19 protein-coding genes are annotated in these 18422 nt (G+C 60.0%); 10 read left to right on the forward strand and 9 right to left on the reverse strand.

Translation table 11 applies throughout. The features are described from left to right. Positions 1-183: 183 nt before the first annotated feature. Positions 184-1272: a ketoacyl-ACP synthase III gene (locus tag ACTG2S_RS06370; protein WP_047439312.1), complete on the reverse strand. Its 1089-nt coding sequence runs from the start codon at positions 1270-1272 to the stop codon at positions 184-186. A gap of 226 nt (positions 1273-1498) precedes the next feature. Here ACTG2S_RS06370 and ACTG2S_RS06375 point away from each other — a divergent pair, with 226 nt between their 5' ends. The 3 genes from ACTG2S_RS06375 (at position 1499) to ACTG2S_RS06385 (ending at position 5134) form a co-directional block, all read left to right on the forward strand. Continuing rightward, positions 1499-2440 (forward strand): LysR family transcriptional regulator, encoded by a 942-nt coding sequence (locus tag ACTG2S_RS06375; protein ID WP_047439315.1) that lies wholly within the window; start codon positions 1499-1501, stop codon positions 2438-2440. A gap of 128 nt (positions 2441-2568) precedes the next feature. Continuing rightward, positions 2569-3177, forward strand: coding sequence for a LysE family translocator (locus tag ACTG2S_RS06380; RefSeq protein ID WP_047439317.1), 609 nt, complete (start codon positions 2569-2571; stop codon positions 3175-3177). A gap of 97 nt (positions 3178-3274) precedes the next feature. Continuing rightward, on the forward strand, positions 3275-5134 hold the full coding sequence (locus ACTG2S_RS06385; RefSeq protein ID WP_159143111.1) for a peptidase U32 family protein: 1860 nt from the start codon (positions 3275-3277) through the stop codon (positions 5132-5134). 67 nt (positions 5135-5201) lie between these two features. Here ACTG2S_RS06385 and ACTG2S_RS06390 read toward each other — a convergent pair whose 3' ends face one another. Both ACTG2S_RS06390 and ACTG2S_RS06395 read right to left on the reverse strand, forming a co-directional pair. Further along, entirely contained in the window at positions 5202-5675 is a 474-nt protein-coding gene (locus ACTG2S_RS06390; protein WP_274160199.1) for a methylated-DNA--[protein]-cysteine S-methyltransferase, read from the reverse strand. Further along, positions 5672-7216 (reverse strand): AlkA N-terminal domain-containing protein, encoded by a 1545-nt coding sequence (locus tag ACTG2S_RS06395; RefSeq protein ID WP_274160243.1) that lies wholly within the window; start codon positions 7214-7216, stop codon positions 5672-5674. Before ACTG2S_RS06395 ends, ACTG2S_RS06390 begins: the two co-directional genes overlap by 4 nt. Positions 7217-7624: 408 nt before the next feature. Here ACTG2S_RS06395 and ACTG2S_RS06400 point away from each other — a divergent pair, with 408 nt between their 5' ends. The 6 genes from ACTG2S_RS06400 to ACTG2S_RS06425 all read left to right on the forward strand — a co-directional run bounded on the left by ACTG2S_RS06400 (position 7625) and on the right by ACTG2S_RS06425 (position 11490). Then, positions 7625-8014, forward strand: coding sequence for a type IV pilin protein (locus ACTG2S_RS06400; RefSeq protein ID WP_274160200.1), 390 nt, complete (start codon positions 7625-7627; stop codon positions 8012-8014). 1 nt (position 8015) lies between these two features. Then, on the forward strand, positions 8016-8435 hold the full coding sequence (locus tag ACTG2S_RS06405; protein WP_158111416.1) for a GspH/FimT family pseudopilin: 420 nt from the start codon (positions 8016-8018) through the stop codon (positions 8433-8435). After that, a complete protein-coding gene (locus tag ACTG2S_RS06410; RefSeq protein WP_120414906.1) occupies positions 8432-8824 on the forward strand; it encodes a type IV pilus modification PilV family protein in 393 nt (130 codons plus the stop codon). The genes ACTG2S_RS06405 and ACTG2S_RS06410 overlap by 4 nt, the downstream gene beginning before the upstream one ends. Further along, complete coding sequence (locus ACTG2S_RS06415; protein ID WP_274160201.1) at positions 8818-9378, forward strand: PilW family protein; 561 nt, start codon at positions 8818-8820, stop codon at positions 9376-9378. Before ACTG2S_RS06410 ends, ACTG2S_RS06415 begins: the two co-directional genes overlap by 7 nt. Further along, entirely contained in the window at positions 9375-10994 is a 1620-nt protein-coding gene (locus ACTG2S_RS06420; protein WP_274160202.1) for a DUF7305 domain-containing protein, read from the forward strand. The genes ACTG2S_RS06415 and ACTG2S_RS06420 overlap by 4 nt, the downstream gene beginning before the upstream one ends. Positions 10995-11088: 94 nt before the next feature. Then, complete coding sequence (locus ACTG2S_RS06425) at positions 11089-11490, forward strand: VOC family protein (protein ID WP_181269725.1); 402 nt, start codon at positions 11089-11091, stop codon at positions 11488-11490. A 107-nt stretch (positions 11491-11597) separates the two neighbouring features. On the opposite strand, the gene ACTG2S_RS06430 is transcribed toward ACTG2S_RS06425, so the two are convergent. From ACTG2S_RS06430 to ACTG2S_RS06445, 4 genes are all read right to left on the reverse strand, one after another. Next, entirely contained in the window at positions 11598-13076 is a 1479-nt protein-coding gene (locus ACTG2S_RS06430; RefSeq protein WP_201945745.1) for a carboxypeptidase M32, read from the reverse strand. 138 nt (positions 13077-13214) lie between these two features. Next, positions 13215-13796, reverse strand: a complete 582-nt coding sequence (gene smrA, locus ACTG2S_RS06435; protein ID WP_005338734.1) for a DNA endonuclease SmrA — start codon at positions 13794-13796, stop codon at positions 13215-13217. 187 nt (positions 13797-13983) lie between these two features. Continuing rightward, on the reverse strand, positions 13984-14163 hold the full coding sequence (locus tag ACTG2S_RS06440) for a DUF3149 domain-containing protein (RefSeq protein ID WP_005338733.1): 180 nt from the start codon (positions 14161-14163) through the stop codon (positions 13984-13986). 121 nt (positions 14164-14284) lie between these two features. Continuing rightward, a complete protein-coding gene (locus ACTG2S_RS06445; RefSeq protein WP_274160203.1) occupies positions 14285-15187 on the reverse strand; it encodes a TraB/GumN family protein in 903 nt (300 codons plus the stop codon). 88 nt (positions 15188-15275) lie between these two features. On the opposite strand from ACTG2S_RS06445, the gene ACTG2S_RS06450 reads away from it, so the two are divergent. Continuing rightward, positions 15276-15608, forward strand: coding sequence for a DUF1904 family protein (locus ACTG2S_RS06450; protein ID WP_274160204.1), 333 nt, complete (start codon positions 15276-15278; stop codon positions 15606-15608). Positions 15609-15699: 91 nt separating this feature from the next. On the opposite strand, the gene ACTG2S_RS06455 is transcribed toward ACTG2S_RS06450, so the two are convergent. After that, the gene (locus ACTG2S_RS06455; RefSeq protein ID WP_274160205.1) at positions 15700-16527 is read right to left on the reverse strand and encodes an SDR family oxidoreductase; all 828 of its coding nucleotides are present in this window, start codon (positions 16525-16527) and stop codon (positions 15700-15702) included. 128 nt (positions 16528-16655) lie between these two features. Beyond that, positions 16656-18149: an OprD family outer membrane porin gene (locus tag ACTG2S_RS06460; protein WP_182962977.1), complete on the reverse strand. Its 1494-nt coding sequence runs from the start codon at positions 18147-18149 to the stop codon at positions 16656-16658. Positions 18150-18422 lie beyond the last annotated feature (273 nt).

An 18422-nucleotide genomic window follows, 5' to 3' on the forward strand; every position in this document is an offset into this window, starting at 1 on the left:
TTGACGCTCTTTTCTTTATTTATAGTTGGCACAATAAGGTTAGCGGAAAAAAATTAATTGGCTGCAAATCGGAGTTGTTTGTATCAGCGATTGCCGTATCAAGTGGCTTGCGAAGTGGGGGGAAGAGCCTGGTGGGGATGAAAAGGAGATAAGGAGCCTGAGGATTCAGGCTCCTGATGAGGGTCAAGCCTCGTTGGCGTGAGCCTTCTGGCAACCTTCCACGGCGTGGGCAATCAGTTCCAGCGCGCTCTTGTCACACGGGGGCAGCTCGGCATCGCACGCCTTGATGGGGGTGACGCGATCGCCCCACTTGATGATGGCGGCCCCCCAGGTCAGGCCGGCACCGAAAGCGGCGGTCAGCAGATAGGAGTTCGGTTTGACGCGGCCCTGCTCCAGCGCTTCGCACAGGGCGATGGGCACAGTGGCTGCGGAGGTGTTGCCGTAGTTTTCGATGTTGACCATCACCTTCTCCATCGGCGCATTCATCCGCTTGGCGAGGGTTTCGATGATGCGGATATTGGCCTGATGGGGAACGATCAGGTCGACCTGCTCCGGCGCAATACCGGCCTGCGCCAGCACAGTGCTGGTGGCTTCCCCCATGCCGCGCACGGCGCGTTTGAAGATCTCCGGCCCTTCGAAGTTGAAGGTGAACAGCCCATCGATATCGGCAAAACGCACCCGATCGGTACCGAAGTTCGGTACGTGCAGGATCTCCCGCGCTTCGCTGTCACAGCCCAGCTTGTTGGCGATCAGGCCACACTCCTGTTCGCTTGCCTCGATCACCACGGCACCTGCCCCGTCGCCAAACAGCACGGCGGTATCGCGGCGTGCCCAGTCCAGCAGGTAGGTAAGGCGCTCGGCACCGATCACCAGCACCTTCTTCATCATGCCGCTCTGCACCAGCGAGGTGGCGACGGAGAGGGAGTAGACGAAACCGGTGCAGGCCGCGTTGAGGTCGAACACGGCGGCATTGACGGCACCGAGCTTCTTCTGCACCGCAGAGGCGGCACTTGGCAGCAGGTTGTCCGGGGTTGCGGTGGCCAGGATTATGCCATCGAGATCGCTCGCTTCCAGACCGGCGCAGGCCAGCGCGCGGCGACCGGCCAGGGTGGCGAGATCCGAGGTGCTGACATGGGAGATCCGGCGGGCCTTGATGCCGGTGCGCGGATAGATCCACTCGTCTGACGTATCCATGATGGTGCTGAGGTCGTCGTTGGTCAGCACAGAGGGAGGCAGGCATTTGCCCCAGCCGGTGATATTGGCGTATTTCATCTTGTTACCGCTTCTCAAAGTGGATCGCCCGCGGGCGGAAAATCGTGCAATTATGCCGTACGAGACAACCACTGTCATCTTGTGGTCATGGTTATGTGCGGGGGGATCCGCTGTGCCATCTGGTCGCAAAGGGCTGCAACGTGCTGAACATGGCAGGAAATTTTGCTTAAAACGCGGGACTCCTCTGCCCTAAGATAGGCGTTTCCCCACCGATGAGGGTATCTCCTTGCTCAGAGCCAATCTCAACTTGTTGCCGACCCTCAAGGTGCTGCTGGATACCCGCAATATCAGCCGCGCCGCCGAGCTGCTGCACCTGAGTCAGCCCTCCATCAGCAAGCAACTTGCCCAGTTGCGCAGCGAGTTTGACGACGAGTTGCTCGTGCGGGAGGGGCAACGCTGGCTGATGACGCCAAGGGCCGAACTGTTGGCCGCCCAGCTGGCGGATTCTCTCGGTGCGCTGGAGCGGCTCTACGAGGCGCCCGGATTTGACCCGAGCCGCTGCGAGCGGGTATTTCGGCTCGCCTCCTCCGATTATGTGGCTCAGCATATCCTGCCCGATATCTGTGCCGCGCTCGCCAAAGAGGCGCCGTTGGCGGCGCTGGAGTACAGCCTGTGGGACAAACGTCAGCTGCCGCAGTTGTGGCAGTCCGAGCTGGATCTGGTCTCTACCATCACCGAGCAGGTGCCGGAGCAGATCCGCGGTCTGCATCAGGGGGAAGATCGGCTGGCGGTGCTGATGGGACGTCACCATCCGCTGGCGGGCAAGGCATTGAGTCTCGATGACTATCTCGCCTGGCCTCACCTGCAGGTGAGCGGCGGCGGCGACAAGGACAGCCCGGTGGAGCAGGTATTGGCGCCGCAGGGACTGAGTCGGCGCTGGTTTGCCCGAGTCCCCTTCTTTCAGGCGGCGGTGGAGGTGTTGCTGCGCACCGATTGCCTGATGACCACCCCGGCTCATATCGCCTGGCAGCTCTCCTGCGGCCATGAGCTCACCTTTGTCGATCTGCCCTTTGCTACCCGTGATCAGCAGTATCATCTGCTGTGGCATCAGCGCCACCATCAGGATCCGGCCCACCGCTGGTTTCGCGAGCTGGCCTACCCATTCCTGCGGGATCACCTGCAACGTACCGTCGGCGAGAGTCGCAAGCTGCTCGGTCTCGGCGGTTAGCCCCAGTCAGTTGTGTGGTGCCATAGCCATTGGTTATGGAATCTATTCATAACTTTCACTACTGGCATAATGGCTCAGCCCGTACCCTGAATGCAGGTCATCATATCGAGCATATAAAGAGGAAATGCATGGAACTGACGAGTTGGCTGGCACTGGCCGCAATCTGCGTGATGGGCGCCATCAGCCCGGGGCCGAGTCTGGCGCTGATCATCCGTAACACGGTGCAGGGCGGGCAGGGGCACGGCGTTGCCACCGCGCTCGGCCACGGCCTCGGGGTTGGTATCTATGCGCTGGTCACCGCGCTTGGCCTCTCGATCCTGATCACCCAGACCCCTATCCTGTTTGATCTGATCCACTACGGTGGTGCTGCGTTTCTTGCCTGGCTTGGGGTGAAAGCCCTGCTGGCAAAACCAGCCAGTGACGAAGGGAATGAAGAGGTGCATCAGTTGCGTGGTCGGCAAGGAGCCTTTGAAGGTTTTATGGTGGCCTTCCTCAATCCCCAGCTCGCGGTTTTCTTCATCGCTCTGTTCAGCCAGTTTGTGCGGGCCGATACCGGCTGGAGCGAGGGGGGTATCATGATGCTCACCGCGGGCGGTATTGATGCCGTCTGGTACGTGCTGGTGGCGCTGGTGCTCTCTCGTGGGCCGGTGCTGGCGTGGCTTAAAGCCAAATCCTTTGTGATCGATAAGGTGAGTGGCTTGGTGCTGCTCGGGTTGGCGCTCAAGGTGGTTATCTAATCCTGTATTTCGCAGATACCTTAAGCGGGATCAAGGCACGCAGGCGGTGAATGGGCTAGAGTAGCGCCCATTTGCTGTCCGCCCTGATCCCGAGACCATGCACCAGAACAAGCACCCGTTAAGCCACAACAACCGGTTGGAGCTGCTGGCTCCGGCCAAGAACCTCGCCTACGGCATCGAAGCCATCAACCATGGTGCCGATGCCGTCTACATGGGCGGCCCTGCCTTTGGCGCCCGCAGTGCGGCGGGCAACTCCATCGAGGATATCGAAGCGCTGGCACGTCACGCCCACCGTTTCGGCGCCCAGGTCTTTGTCGCCTTCAACACCCTGCTGCACGATCACGAGCTGGAGCAGGCCCGGCGCCTGACCCACCAGATCTACGAAGCCGGTGCCGATGCGCTCATCGTGCAGGATATGGGACTGCTGGCGCTGGATTTGCCTCCCATCGCGCTCCATGCCAGTACCCAGACCGACAACCGCACGCCGGAGAAGGTGAAGTTTCTGCAGGATGTGGGTTTCTCTCAGGTGGTGCTGGCGCGCGAACTGTCTCTTGCGCAGATCCGCGAGATCAGTGCGGTGACCAATGTGCAGCTGGAGTTCTTTATCCACGGTGCGCTCTGTGTCTCCTACAGCGGCCAGTGCAATATCAGCCATGCCCGCACAGGCCGCAGCGCCAACCGTGGCGAGTGTGCCCAGCTCTGCCGTCTGCCCTGCTCGCTGCAAAAGCCGGATGGCGAAGTGCTGGTGGCCGACAGCCACCTGCTGTCACTCAAGGATATGGATCAGACCGACAACCTGGAGGCCTTGATCGAGGCGGGGATCCGTTCCTTCAAAATTGAAGGGCGTCTCAAGGGGCTCGACTACGTCAAAAACGTCACAGCCTGGTATCGGCAGAAGCTGGACGCCATTCTGGATAGTCGCTCCGATCTGGTGGCCGCTTCGGCCGGCCGTTGCAGCTACAGCTTCACGCCTGACCCCAAGAAGAGCTTCAACCGCGGCAGCACCGACTATTTCCTCCATGGCCGCCAGCAGGGGATCGACTCCACCAAAAGCCCGAAATATGTGGGCGAACCGCTGGGGCGTGTCACCAAGGTGACCCGTGACGGTATCGAGATTGATGGCAAACAGGTCACCCTCAACAACGGCGACGGTTTGGGCTTCTTCAAGCCGAACAATGAGCTGGTGGGGATGCGCCTCAACAAGGTCGAAGGTAAGCAGTTACTCCTGTCAGAACGAATGCCGGGGCTAAAGGTGGGGACAGAAATCTACCGCAACCACGATCAGGCGTTCAGCAAGATGCTGGAGAAGGCGAGCGCGGATCGCCGCATCCGGGTCGATATGGTGCTGGCTGAGTGCGATGAGGGTGTGATCCTCACGCTCACCGACGAGCAGGGCATCAGCGTTGCGGTGACCCTGCCTTGCGACAAGCAGCCTGCCGACAACCCGGAGCGGGCGCTGCAACAGGCGCGGGATCAGCTTGGCAAACTCGGCAATACCCTGTTTGTGGCGCGCAAGATTGAGTTGGCATTCACTCACCCGCTATTTATCGCCGCATCACAGCTCAACGGTTTGCGCCGGGATGGCATCGCTGCACTGGAGGCCGCACGCGTGGCCAGCTACCAGCGCCCCGAGCGACGCATTGCCCTGCGGGATATCAACTATCCCCAGCACCGTCTCTCCTACCTTGGCAATGTGCTGAACAGCGCGGCCGAGCAGTTCTTCCGCGAACACGGGGTGGATCGGATTGCTCCCGCCTATGAGGCGAACAAGGAGGAGCGGGAAGTGGTGCTGATGATCACCAAGCATTGCATCCGCTATAGCCAGAACCTCTGCCCGAACGAGGTGCCAGGTCTCAAGGCCGAGCCGCTGGAACTCAAAATGGGTAAAGACACCTTCCGCCTGCGTTTTGACTGTAACCGCTGCGAAATGCATGTGATGGGCAGCCTGAAACGCTGATCAATGAGCCCCTTTCTCCAGCCGGAAAGGGGCAATTTTTTATCGCAGGTGCTCTACTCAGACTCCTTTAATTGCCCCTCTCCAGCGCCAGCAGCGCTTTTTTAATCTCCAATCCCCCCGCATAGCCGGTCAGGCTGCCGTTTTGGCCGATCACCCGATGGCAGGGGACGATGATCGAGAGCGGATTGCGGCCATTCGCCGCACCCACCGCCCGCACCGCATCGGGTTTGCCGATGGCGCGGGCAATATCGCTGTAGCTGCGGGTCTCGCCGTAGGGGATGTCGCACAACGCTTGCCATACCGCCTGCTGAAAGGCGGTGCCACGGGCGGCAAGGGGCAGGGAGAAGCGCTGCAAGCGACCGGCAAAATAGGCGTCAAATTCGGCGAGGAAGGGAGCCAGCGCTTCGTGATCTTGCTGCCAGCCACTCATATCGGGCAGTGCCCGCAGGCCCGCCACAAAGTCCACGTGCACCAAGCCATACTCGTTGATGGCAACCAGCAGATTGCCGCAGCGGGTCGGCAGGATATCGTAGCGGATCATGGGGTTATCTCCTGTTGTTGGCTATCCTGCTGGTTTTCGTTGCCAGTGGCACGGAGTAGCAAATCGGGCGCTTCACTCATGGCGTGCCACAGCCAGCTGGCTGCATAGCTGCGCCACGGTTGCCATGCTGCGCTTTGCGCCAACACCTCCTTCACCGGCAGCTTGGTGCCGTCGCCGAGTGCCTTTTGCAGCACCAGATCGGAAGCGGGGAAGGCATCGGTATCCATTCCGCAGCGCAGCCGCCAGTAAGAGACCGTCCAGGGGCCTATGCCCGGTAGTGCCAGCAACTGCTCATCACTGGCTGTCGTGAGGGTCAGCTCGCCACTGGCCAGTGCCTTCGCCACTCCCCGCAGGGTACGAATACGGCTGCCGGGCATGCCGATGCCGTCGAGATCGAGTTCGCACAACTGGGCGGGGGTCGGTAGTTGCGCCACCCCGTATTGCGCCTCGGTGCGCGCCACCAGTCGCCCGAGTATGGTGATGGCTCCCTTGACCGAGACCTGCTGGCCGACGATGGCGCGCAGCATCACCTCGTATTCGTCCCAGCCACCCGGCAGCCGAACGCCGGGCCAGCGCCCCAGCAAGCGGGCGAGCAGCGGATCCTGACCGAGCAGATCACCGATCCGCTGCATATCGGCATCGAGATCCCACATCCGGCGCACCCGATAGAGCAGATCGGGCAGCGCCGCGAGCGGCAGATCATGGACGGTAAGCTGCAGGCTATGCCCCTTGCCCTGCGCGATGCGCACCAGCGCGACCTGATCGCCGACCCGGTAGCGCCGCTCATACACCTCACCATCCACCTGCTCCAGCCCGGGGATCGCCCGCAGCCGGTAGAACGCCAGCATGGCCGCCACGTCATACGGAGGGCGGTAGGGCAGTTGCAGCGTCAGGGTTGCGCCGCGCAGCTGCGCGCTCATGTGCTCTGGCGCGTCAGCGTGCTGCTCCTGCTGGCGCAGGGTGCGTGGGGCCAGCCCGTAGGCGTTGAGCCAGGCGTCATTGAAGCGGCGGATGCTGGCAAAGCCAGCGGCAAACGCGATGTCGGTAATGGGCAGCCCAGTTTCAGTCAGCAGCCGTTTCGCGAGCAGCAGGCGGCGCGTCTGCTCCACCTGTTTTGGCGAGGCGCCGAGGTGCTGCTCGAACTGGCGGCGCAGGGTGCGTTCGCTGATCCCGGCCTCTTCGGCCAATTCAGCGAGCGTGCCGTCAGCCAGCTCGCCGCGATCGATGCGCGCCAGCAGACGTGCCAGTTCAACCGGCAGATCGCCACGGGCGGCGGGGGCCAGCTCAGGGCGGCAGCGCAGGCAGGGTCGCAACCCATACTGCTCGGCGGCCGCGGCGCTTTGGAAGTAGCGCACATTGTGCTCGTGCGGTGGCCGTGCCGGGCAGACTGGCCGGCAGTAGATGCCGGTCGAGAGCACGCCGGTAAAGAAGCGGCCATCAAAACGAGCGTCGCGGGCGAGCCGTGCGGCGTGACACTGTTCGCGGCTGAGGGTGTTGATCACCTCATCCGGTGACGACTCAGGGCTTGGCTTTGCATTCATGGTGTTGGCGGCTTTGCTGGAATAGATGGCAAGAGAGTAAGGGGGCTCGGGGGCCATGACTAGCCAGAAACGGACAGAGATAGCAAAAATTGGCCAAAGGTTATTTTGCTCTTTCATTGCACGGCCGGGTTTCACTCTTCGTCACGCTGTTATTCATGTATCGCGGCTCGACAGAAGGGGGCATAACGGACGGGTCGTAGGCACGATTGGCCTAGCTTTATTTGCTTAGCGAGATTAGTGGCGGCGAAAACTGCTTAAAAATTAATAACAGATCACATAACTATCTTTTTTACATTGAGTGTGGCGATTTTGTGTTGTTCAATCGAGTCAGTTAATTTTTGATGATTATTAAGTCGTCACATCTGCGGCCTTAGGCCGACCAATAACAACACTTGCCAAGGATGATAAGTGAACGACTGTAAGGCATGGCCCCATTGCCGGGGCTTTAGTCTGATCGAGTTGTTGATCGCCATGACGGTTGTCAGCATTCTCGCGGCCATCGCGTTGCCAGCGTATCAGGGTTATCTGCAACAGGGACGCCGTTACGAAGCGCAGCAGCAATTGCTGGAGCAGGCGCTCGCCCTCGAACGTATCTATACCCGACAGGGCCGTTATCCCGATACGTTTGCTACCCCTTCCAACACGGATTTCTACCAGTTCAGCTACAGCCAGCAAGATGCTGGCGACTACCTGCTCAAAGCCATTCCAACGACGCGACAACAGGATGAATGCGGCACTCTGACCCTCGATCAGACCGGTTATCGCGCGGCCAATCGCCATGACTGCTGGGGATCATAAGATGAACGTGCGCGGATTTACTCTGATTGAGTTGATGATCACGGTCGGTATAGCCGCCATCTTGCTATTGGTCGGGTTGCCCTCCATGAGTCAGCGCCTCGCGGCCGAACGGCTCGATCGCAGCGCGACCGAACTCGCGTCTGCCTACCGTTTTGCCCGCAGTGAAGCGGTCAAGCTGACCCTGCCGGTGGTGCTGCAGGGCACCGAGAACGGTGGCTGGGTGGTGATGGCTGACAGCAAGTTGCTTCGTCAGGCGGCAGCACCTGCTGGTGGAGTGGTGATCAAGCCGTTTGACCCCATCCAGATCGCGCCAACCGGCAGCAGCAGCCATGCCGAGATCATTCTGGCCAATCGCCTCGGTGAGCAGCGGGTGCTCTGCGTGGCCCCGAGCGGCCAGCTGCTGCAAGGGAGCTGCTCATGAGACACGCCGCACTTGCCCGCCAGCAGGGCTTCAATCTGGTGGAGATCATGGTCTCCATGGTGTTGGCGGTGATGGTGTTTCTCGGTCTCGCCAAGGGGCAGGTGGTCTCGTTGCAGCAGGCGCATTACAGCTTGCAGAGCACGCTGGCTACGATCGAGGCGAGCAACAGCGTGGAGCAGATCTGGAGTTCGCTGTGTGAAGTGCAGCGCAAGCCCGAGCGGTTCACCCAGGCCGATTTTCTTGCCCGCTTCACCCTGCACGAGGGCCACCGGCTGGTGCTACCGAACCGTTATAGCGACAACTTTGTGGTCGCTATCGAGTGGCAGGATGAGCGGGTCTCCGGCGCCAAGCGGGTGGAGCTGAACGCAGGATTTCCGCCTTTATGCTGAGCGTCCCCTCCCGGCAACGAGGTGTCAGTCTTGTCGAGCTGATGATCTCCATGGTGCTCGGTCTGATGTTGATGCTGGCGATTTTTGCCGGTTACGCCCCGATCAAGAGCACGGTCGAGCAAAGCAAGGCGCTGGAGCAGGCGAACGAAGTGTTGCGCTTTGCCACTCTCACCTTTACCAACAGCATCAAGCAGGCGGATCAGCTGATAGCCGTGACCCCTGATCGCCTGACGCTGGCCTTCAAGGTCGAGGGGGGCAGTCCGGTGCTCTCCTGCCTTGGCAACCAGAAAACCGCCGATTTTACCGAGCAGTACCGCTTCACGCCGCCGGTGCTCAGTTGCGATGACGGAGATGGCCCGCGCCTGTTGCTGGCCCATCTTCAGGATCTTGAATTCGGCCAGCAGGGTGCACTGGTCAATATCCGCATCTTGCCCGAAGGGCTGCCGAGCTATCTGGCACCGGGAGTAGATGTGCAGGTGGCCCGCCGCAAGGCGGTCTGGGCAGCAGCGTTGGCCACGTCCGGTGCCAACGCCACAGCAGGGGGATCGGGATGAACAAGGGATTGCAGGGGCAGCGAGGAGCCGTACTGCTGGTTGTGCTGGTGGTGAGCCTGCTGTCGAGTCTGCTGGTGTTTACCAGCATTCAGGAGAACCAGTTGCAGACTCGCCTGAGCGGCAATTTTCACAAGAAGATCAATGCGCAGCTCAGTGCCGAGCAGGGGATGAACGAGAGTTATCGAGCCCTGCATCAGGCCCTTGGCGCTGAACCACGGATAGAGTGGGCTCAACTGGTGCAGAAGGTGCCAAGCAAGGGCGAAGGAGCCATGGCGGGCAGCCGCTTCAGCATCGAGCAGTTGGATGCCGCCACCGGCAGCAAGCTGGCGTTGCAGAGCCATGGCAGCTATCTGGAGGGCAATGCCAGCCTCAACGCCCTGTTTGCCCTTAAGCGCAAGCCTGGCAATCTGATCTTTCAGGATTCGGTGGTGGCATGCGAAGGGCTAAGCCTCTCCGGTAGTGGTTTTATCGACAGCTACGACTCGCGCAAGGGCAAATATGGCGGCACCAACATTAACCAGAATGCCAAGGTGGCGACTGTCAGCGACAAGGCCAATGTGGTGCTCGACGGCAATTCGCCAATTTGGGGCGATGTGCGGGCAACAGGTACCGTGACCCTCAACGGATCTTCTCCCATCTCAGGCAACGTGAATGCCGGGAGTGACGTCATTATCTCCCCCTCTTCGGACAAGATTGTCCGGGTCTCCGGCAATGTGAAAGGGAGCGGCAGTTTGACTCTGAAAGGGGGACGCATCGGTGGTCAGGTGGCGGTCAACGGTAATGTCTCCATGGATTGGGGCACCAGCATCGACAGCGGCAAGCTCAATTATGGTGGCGCTGGTTTTTTTAAAGATCAGGAGAACCAGAAATATCTGGATCCCGAGTACCGCACCCACCCCAAGTTGCCACCCGTGGCCGGGCAGGTGTGTGACCCGCTCAATGTGGTCGCGCTGTCCAAATCGTTCCCTCCTGCCACACTGCCCATCAATGGCCCGCTGACGCTGGGCGCCACCCAGCAGATGGTGCTGACCACGGATCCTGCCACTGGCTCGGTCACCAGCAGCAACCAGCACAAGCCCGGGCTGCCGCTACCCGGCAAGGGGGAGCTGTTTGGCAAGGATCAGACCATTTATCAGCTCGACAGTCTCAATATGGGGGCCGATGCCACACTCACCATCAAGGGGGATGTGGTGCTGCTGATCGACAAGGATTTCACCATGACAGGCAGCAACAAGTTGACGGTGAGCGAGGGGAGCAGCCTGACCCTGATCGTCAGCGGCAAGGTCGATCTTGGGGCCGGTGCCGAGGTGACGGCAGCCAAACAGGGGCTGACCGCTGGCGGTACGCCCGCTATCTCCATCTATTCCGCGTATAGCGGCAAGGATGGGGTCAAGCTGTCGGGCAATACGCCGCTCTATGCTGCTCTCTATGCCCCGCTGACCGAGATGAAGATCAGCGGAAGTGGCGGTCTGTACGGGGCGGTGCGTGCCAAGCACCTGACCGAGAGCGGTGCGGGCGGGGTGCACTATGACGAGGCGCTGGGCATGGCGGATATGGGCGAAGATCAGGGGCCGCCTCCGACGCTGGCACTGCGGCAGTGGCACTTTGTGCAGTGAGGCTGGCGAGCCGCTAAAAAGGATCGAACGGGGCGCGCAACTGTGAGAAGGTGGAGACCTGTCCACCCAGCCGTTCACTGTTGAGGAGTGCTCCATGCCAGGCCCCGCTCGCGCCGGTGCCCTGATCTATGCCAAGGATCCGGGCCTGCTGACCCACTTTTACCGTACATTGCTGCAGATGGTGGTTTGCAGTCAGGATGAGCAGTTGGTGGTGCTGGAAAACAGCGATATCCAGCTGCTGATCCACGCCATTCCTGCGCCCTATGCCGGGCAAGTCGTTATCAAGCGGCCGCCAGCACTGCGGGAAGAGGGGGCCATCAAGCTGTTCTTCACCGTCTCCAGCCTCGCCTGGGCGGAAGCGAAGGCGGCGGATCTCGGCGGCGGCCTGCTGCCACAGCAGTGGACGGGGCCCGGCTTTGTGGTGCGCAACGCCTTCGACCCTGAGGGCAATATCCTGCAACTGCGCGAGTTGCTGGGTTCCCCTGATCCTCTCTGAATTTTCTCTTTTTACAGCATGGTGGTGGTGGCGGCGTGCTATGCCATGCACCGCCATAAAAACGGGGCCTGTCATGGCCCCGTCTTGTTTTACCCGTGTAGCACGCATCACTTCAGATAACGCTGTTCCAGATGCTGGCGCAGCCAGTGCGGGTTGAGCGCTTCACCGGTGGCGCGGCGCACCAGCTCGTCGGTGCTGTGCAGACTCCCCTGTGACCAGATGTTGCGCCCGAGCCAGCCGAAGATCTCCGGCAGGCGGCCCGCCGCGATCACCTCACCCATGCTGCCCAGCTCTTTCTCGAGGGCAAAACGCAGCTGGGCGGCATACATGGCACCCAGGGTGTAACTCGGGAAATAGCCGAACGAGCCGTCGGTCCAGTGAATATCCTGCATGCAGCCATTGCGGTAGTTGCCCTTGGTGGAGAGCCCCAGCCACTGCTGCATCTTGGCATCCCACAGCTCGGGGATGTCGGCCACCTCGATCTTCCCTTCCACCAGATCGCGCTCCAGCTCGTAGCGCAGGATTACGTGGGCCGGATAGGTCACCTCGTCCGCATCGACCCGGATAAAGCCCGGCTCGACCCGGCTGTAGAGCTTGGCCAGATTGTCCGGCGCAAACGCCGCCTGTTCGCCGAAGTGGTGACGAATGTGTGGTGCCAGCAGCGCGAGGAAGGCCGGATGATGGCCCAGCTGCATCTCGCAAAACAGGCTCTGACTCTCGTGGATCGCCATGGAGCGCGCTTCGGCCACCGGCTGACCCAGCAGATGGCGCGGCAGCCCCTGCTCGTAACGGGCGTGACCGGTCTCGTGCACTATGCCCATCAGGCTGGAGACAAACTCCTGCTCGTTATAGCGGGTAGTGATCCGCACGTCGGTCGGCACGCCGCCACAGAAGGGGTGACTGCTCACATCGAGCCGGCCGTGGGCGAAATCAAAGCCGAGCAGTCCCATCACCTCCTGACCGAGCGCTTGCTGGGTCGGGATGGGGAAGGGGCCTTGCGGCAGCAGCAGGGCATCGCCCTTTTGTTGTTCACTCACGGTCTGGATAAGAGCCGGCAGCCAGCTGGCGAGATCGCCGAAGATCTGATCGAGCCGTGCGCTGGTCATGCCCGGCTCATAGAGGGCCAGCATGGCGTCGTAGGGGCGCACGCCAAGCGCATCGGCCCGCAGCTGCGCTACTTCACGGGAGAGTTTCACCACCTCCTCGAGATTGGGAGCAAAACCGGCCCAGTCGTTGTTCTTGCGCTGGCTGCGCCAGGCGTGTTCGCACTTGCTGCCAGCGAGCGACAGCGCTTCGACCAGCTCACCGGGCAGCAGGCTGGCATCTTGCCACTGGCGCTTGATCTCGCCGAGGTTGGCCCGTTGCACTTCATCGAGCGGCTCACTCTCGGCCCTGGCAATCCAGTCACCCAGCTCGGGAGCGGTGCGCTTTTGGTGGATCAGCAGACCGAGTTCGGCCATCGCTTCGGCGCGGGCATCATTGCCCCCTTCCGGCATCATGGCCGCCTGATCCCAGCCGCAGATGGCGGCGAGGTGGCTAAAGCGGTGGATCTGTTGCTGATGTTGTTCAAGCTTTTGATATGACATGGGATTGTCCTTGTTATCGTCCCTGATGGTATGCCGCCCCGTACCTGGCATGCTCGGGGCCGTTCGATGCTAACACCGCCGCCGCATCGTTGACCACCATCATGCAGGCGGGCCAAAGGTGTGGTGGCGAGACGCGGATTAGCCGAGCCGCTTCTGGTGCCGTTCGCGGTTTTCCGCTTTTTTGCGTTCGCTTTTACGCAGCAGCACGTATAGAGCACCGCTGCCGCCGTGGCGACGCTCTGCGCTGTGGATCGCCATGACGGCGGGCAGTTGCGGCAACCAGGCGCTCACATAGCTTTTCAGCAGGGCACGCGGGGTGCTGCGCTCCCCCTTGCCGTGCAGGATAAGCAGGCAGCGGATATCCCGGACTTCACAATCCGCAATGAACTGCACCAGCGTCTGGCGCGCTTCGTTGAGGGTTTTCTGGTGCAAGTCCAGGCTGGCCTGCAGCTCGTATTTGCCGAGCCGCAGCTTCTTGTAGACCCCCTCCTGCACCCCATCACGCTTGAAGCCGACGATTTCGTGCGGATCGCGCATCTCGATGGCCTCCATGGTGAGGTGGTCGAGGGCGAGTTGCTCGGCGGTGGCAGCCTGGCGGCGAGCGAGTTGTGCCTCGGTCGGGGCGGATTTGGCCGCATGGGGATGGATGTTGTCGCTGCGAATGGGCCGCACGTCGGCCACTTCATTCATAAATAGCGAGAGTTCGTCGTTATGAGACACGGCAGGCTCCCCATAAGAAAAAGTGGGGGCCATTATAACGGCCGCAACCGGCACAGAAAACGGGGAAAGGGGGAGGGGATAAGGGGCTCCCAGCATGGACACTGGTGCATCCTGGCCCGGGAATCACAGTCGCGAACCATAAAACAGCACAGGCGGTCAGTGTGAACTGCCGCCTGTGGTCAGAGGATTATTTGCCCTCTTTGGGTTGTTGAGAATGGGGTTGCTGTGAATGAGGCGGTTGCGAGTGCATCACCTTGTAGATGAAGTAGGCCGCGTAAGAGCTGATGAGCAAGAAGGTGCCGATAATCACCAGCATCGACATCAATCCCACGCTGTTGCCAAACATCAGGTCCAGCCAAAAGTCCATTTTATTGCTCCTGTCACCCGGTTGATGACAGGCATGATAAATACCTCTTTGCCCCATCCGGGATGATCCCGATCAACTCCCTTGCAGGTTGTTTAATAACCAGCGCGATCTGTGATCGTTCTCACTGGACTCCTTGCGACCGAGCCTGCACAGGGCCCGGTGTGGTGAGCGGGGTAATGCGCCACCCCTGCTGCTCCAGCAACGCCAGCAACCCCTGTTCGCCGTAAAGGTGCAGGGCGCCTACCACGATAAAGCTCTCGTTGGGCAGGGTGGACCATTTTTTCAGCCAGTTGTGATTGCGCTCGGCCAGCAGGGTCTGCTCCATCCAGCTTTGTAGCGCGGGCGGGGCCATCTCCTCCTTGAGCAGATTGATCAGCGTCGACTCATCCCCCTGCTGCCACGCTTTCATTACGGCGGCGAAACCTGTCTCCAGCATCGGCAGCTCATCCAGGGTGCTGGCGAGCATCAGGGTCTGGTTGTCACCCACGCTGGCCAGATAACCGAGTTGCTCCAGCAGGGTCTCAAAGCCCACCACCGGTTTGCTCTCTTTGGCGGCCCGGGTGGCAAAGTGCTGGTCTATCCCGAGTTCACTTTTGAAGTCGGAGCGGGCCATGGCGGCCTGGGTCAGGGTAATGGCGGCAAACCAGGGGCGCAGGGTGGCGAGGGTCGCCTCGTCGATGCCATAGCGGGCCCCCGCCATCAGGGTGCGTTGATAGAGCTCGGCAGGCAGATGATCCTTGAGCGGTTTGCCATCCACCAGTCGGGTGAGGGAGCCGGTCTGTTGCCACTGATCCGGCGTGATGCTGTTCATGTCCACCTCCATCACCAGTGCGCGACTCTGCAGCCAGGCACGCTCCACCGGCTCGGGCAGAGGATAGAGGGCTGGTTTGCCCGCATGGATGGAGCCCAGCAGCCAGTGTTGCTGGTTGCCCTTGCTCACCCGATAGAAGGCGGGATCGGCAAAGGCGTGCAGCGGTAGCAGCAGGCAGAGCAGGAAGGCAAAGAGGGTGCGATGAAATCTCATGGGGATCCTTAATATGCGCCGGGTGACTTCTCTTGCTGACAATAACCCCTATGATAAGTCCTCATTTCAGATAACCAAGAGGTTTGCCATGCCCCATCTTCGTTTTCGCGCCGTGGCGCTCGAGACCCTGCAACAGGTGAGCGGCCCGCTGCTGGCCGAGCTTTGCGAGCTGACCGGCGGCAAGCCGGAGTTTGTCACCATGGAGCGGGTGGAGAGCTGCTGGATCCGTAACGGCGAGCCAGAGGCGGGATTTCCGTTTGTCGAGTTGCACTGGTTTGCGCGGCCGCAGGAGATGCAGGACGCCGCCGCGCGCCTTATCACGCGCCATTTGAAACGGGTGCTGGGGGAGCAGACCTATGTGGTGGTGCAGGTGATCCCTCTGGTCAAGAGTGCCTACTACAGCAATGGCGAGCACTACTGAAACGAGGGATAAACCAGGTTAGCGGATTGGATTACGTCGCTATACAGCTGACCCAACCCGGGCGACAGGATGCTTGTCGCCAATCACGGGATCAGGCTGATTTGGCCAGCAGTTTATCGAGCCAGCGAGTGGGCAATACCCGTCGCAAGAAGGCAAACAGCCGGGTCGGCGTGGTCACCGGATAGCGTGCCTTGGGATGGGCGTGGGTCAGCGCATGGAGCAGCGGTGGGATGCAGGCTTCGCTCGGCAGGGTAAAGCCGCTGGTGGCCCCCTCTTTTTCCAGCCGTGTCAGAGTCTGGCGGTAGGCCGACTGATGACGGCTCTGGGCCGGATCGATGTGGTGCAGGAAGGCGCTGCGGGCATTGGCACGAAAACGGGTATCGATGGGGCCCGGTTCAATCAGGCTGATATGTACCCCGCTACCCGCCAGTTCGAGGCGCAGGGTATCCGAGTAACCCTCCAGCGCAAATTTGCTGGCGTTATAGGCGCCGCGATACTTCATGGCAACCAGCCCCAGCACCGAGCTGTTCTGCACTATCCGCCCCTCTTTGGCCTCCAGCATCGGCGGCAGCACCTGACGGATCAGATGGTGCCAGCCAAACAGGTTGACATTAAACTGCTCACGTAGCGCCTCGGTGGGCAGATCTTCCAGCGCCCCGGGTTGGCCATAAGCGCCGTTGTTGAACAGGCCATAGAGGCACCCACCCGCCAGATGGAGTGCCGCACTGGCACCCAGTTCGATGGACGCAGGGTCCGCCAGATCCAGCTGTACCGCCAGCAACCCCAGCTGTTGCAAGCGTTCCACATCTTCCGCCTTGCGCGCCGAGGCGATCACGGTAAAGTCGTGCTGGCCCAGCGCCTGTGCGGCGGCGAGGCCAATACCGCTGGAACAACCGGTGATCAGAACAAATCGCGACATGGTGACATCCTCGTCATGGCAGGTCTGTAGGTGTGTTGAATCCTAACCCAAGGGTGGATGTTAACCCGCTGATCAGGAAAAAGAAAACCGGGCCAAGTAGCCCGGTTTGCTGACATGGTATTGCCTGATTACATGATGGTAAACGGCATGATGATGTGGAACTTGACGTCTTTTTCGGAGGCGAAGATGTTGGGATACTCGGTCCAACCACCTTTTTGGGTGATATCGTTGTTATAGTCGGTGTAGTGCAGCTTGAACAGGGTGCCTTTCAGCTTGCCATCCTGCACGGTATAGCTGACATCGAAGTTGGTTGCCCACTCGGTATCTTCACCGTTGGTGGCTTTAGTGCCATCGCCTTTCTCGATATCCCAACCGTAGGCACCGGATACACCGACGGACCAGCCAGGGGCGCCAACCAGATCATCCAGCGAACGGGTGACACCAAAGAAGACGGCTTTCTCGTTGTTGGCGTTCCAGTCGGAGCGGGAGTCCCACCAAATTTCGTTGGCGCCTTGGGAGTTGCCGTAGCCACGGGTCAGGCGGGGCAGGTAGTTGCCTTCCGCACCTTCAGCCTTGGTCCACAGCCCTTCCAGACGGAAACCGTACTGGGCGTAGTTCCAAGCTGCGGTCAAAGCCTGCTGCCATGCGAGTCCGTCATAGGTTTCGAGTTGTGAGCCATCACTAAGAGTTGTTTTGGTATCCGTCTCAGAACCGTAGAATTGGTAGCTGGTGGAGAGGCCACCCAGCACGTCAAACTTGTGGGCCAGTTTGACGTGGTAGCTATCCATATAGCCTTCGGACTGACCGAAAGAGCCGGTCACAGCTGTGCCGTTCTCGAAGGTGTAACGGGCTGCGATACCGTGGATATAATCAATAACGTTTGCATCGGAGAACGGGGCGTGCCATGCCTTGCCACGCGAGAAGACCTGGGTCTCTTTGTACCAAGGTGACTTGTACTCATCTGCTATGGCATAGGTCAGATAGAGACCGCCGAAGTTGCCTTCAACTTGGCCACCACGATAGGTACCCGGTTGATAGGACCAGTTAACACCGATCTGACCTGGGACATACAGCTGGGTATAACCACCCTTCGCAGTGATGCCACCATCCATGAACTTCAGCTTCATCGCTGCGTTGGAGAGGCTAAAGCCATTCTCCGGAGAGCCATCTTTAGCGTTGTTGCCCCAGTTGCGACCTGCAAACGAGAATTCGTTTTCTTGGTTCACTGCATGATTTTCTGATACGGCCAAGTCATAAGCACCAAAGCCGCCAACATCTAAACCGACTACATCCCATGCGTAACCAGAGTTAAAGTTAAGGGCAATTTGCGCAGTGGCATGATTAAGGTTGTTCTCGTACTGCCCTTTGTGACGCGACGGGCTGTAGTTTGAATCGCCAGGTTCACCGATTTGACCCATGTTGGGATTACCGTCAATACGCTCACGGTCACGCTGGAAGTAGAAGATACCGCCGGTCAGTTTGGAGTCTTTAACGAAGGTTTCATAGGACTGGCCGTATTCCGGGCTCATCATGTCCTGAGCTGCCAACGCCATACCGGGGGCGACCAGAGCGGCTACCACAGCGGCACTCAAAGCGGCGCGCTTGAAGATCACTTTTTCCATTTTAATTGCTCCTGATTTTATGGACTTAGCTTTTTTTTCCGGCAGTTGGCATCGGGCCTACCGCTCGGTATTGGCATTGCAATCAAAACCCCGAAGGGCAAAAAATCTTGTCTTGGCTACCTGCAAACCCGGATGTCTTGGCACATCTGTAGTTGGCAGTCCTGATCATCACATGTTGTTTTTTATGTTCCGATTCTTGGCTATCGGACAACCCCAAGAGTACGTTCGCGGTGCGAAATATCAATGAAAAGTTCCCTCAACGTTTCAAAAGTA

The sequence above is a fragment of the Aeromonas sp. 82P genome, assembly GCF_051919365.1.
GTDB lineage: Bacteria > Pseudomonadota > Gammaproteobacteria > Enterobacterales > Aeromonadaceae > Aeromonas > Aeromonas veronii.

Excerpts from the sequence above, each read along its gene's own strand:
- ACTG2S_RS06370 (WP_047439312.1), bottom strand. The coding sequence starts at position 1,272 with ATGAAATACGCCAATATCACCGGCTGGGGCAAATGCCTGCCTCCCTCT.
- ACTG2S_RS06380 (WP_047439317.1), top strand. The coding sequence starts at position 2,569 with ATGGAACTGACGAGTTGGCTGGCACTGGCCGCAATCTGCGTGATGGGC.
- ACTG2S_RS06385 (WP_159143111.1), top strand. The coding sequence starts at position 3,275 with ATGCACCAGAACAAGCACCCGTTAAGCCACAACAACCGGTTGGAGCTG.
- ACTG2S_RS06390 (WP_274160199.1), bottom strand. The coding sequence starts at position 5,675 with ATGATCCGCTACGATATCCTGCCGACCCGCTGCGGCAATCTGCTGGTT.
- ACTG2S_RS06395 (WP_274160243.1), bottom strand. The coding sequence starts at position 7,216 with ATGAATGCAAAGCCAAGCCCTGAGTCGTCACCGGATGAGGTGATCAAC.
- ACTG2S_RS06405 (WP_158111416.1), top strand. The coding sequence starts at position 8,016 with ATGAACGTGCGCGGATTTACTCTGATTGAGTTGATGATCACGGTCGGT.
- ACTG2S_RS06410 (WP_120414906.1), top strand. The coding sequence starts at position 8,432 with ATGAGACACGCCGCACTTGCCCGCCAGCAGGGCTTCAATCTGGTGGAG.
- ACTG2S_RS06415 (WP_274160201.1), top strand. The coding sequence starts at position 8,818 with ATGCTGAGCGTCCCCTCCCGGCAACGAGGTGTCAGTCTTGTCGAGCTG.
- ACTG2S_RS06420 (WP_274160202.1), top strand. The coding sequence starts at position 9,375 with ATGAACAAGGGATTGCAGGGGCAGCGAGGAGCCGTACTGCTGGTTGTG.
- ACTG2S_RS06425 (WP_181269725.1), top strand. The coding sequence starts at position 11,089 with ATGCCAGGCCCCGCTCGCGCCGGTGCCCTGATCTATGCCAAGGATCCG.
- ACTG2S_RS06430 (WP_201945745.1), bottom strand. The coding sequence starts at position 13,076 with ATGTCATATCAAAAGCTTGAACAACATCAGCAACAGATCCACCGCTTT.
- ACTG2S_RS06440 (WP_005338733.1), bottom strand. The coding sequence starts at position 14,163 with ATGGACTTTTGGCTGGACCTGATGTTTGGCAACAGCGTGGGATTGATG.
- ACTG2S_RS06445 (WP_274160203.1), bottom strand. The coding sequence starts at position 15,187 with ATGAGATTTCATCGCACCCTCTTTGCCTTCCTGCTCTGCCTGCTGCTA.
- ACTG2S_RS06450 (WP_274160204.1), top strand. The coding sequence starts at position 15,276 with ATGCCCCATCTTCGTTTTCGCGCCGTGGCGCTCGAGACCCTGCAACAG.
- ACTG2S_RS06455 (WP_274160205.1), bottom strand. The coding sequence starts at position 16,527 with ATGTCGCGATTTGTTCTGATCACCGGTTGTTCCAGCGGTATTGGCCTC.
- ACTG2S_RS06460 (WP_182962977.1), bottom strand. The coding sequence starts at position 18,149 with ATGGAAAAAGTGATCTTCAAGCGCGCCGCTTTGAGTGCCGCTGTGGTA.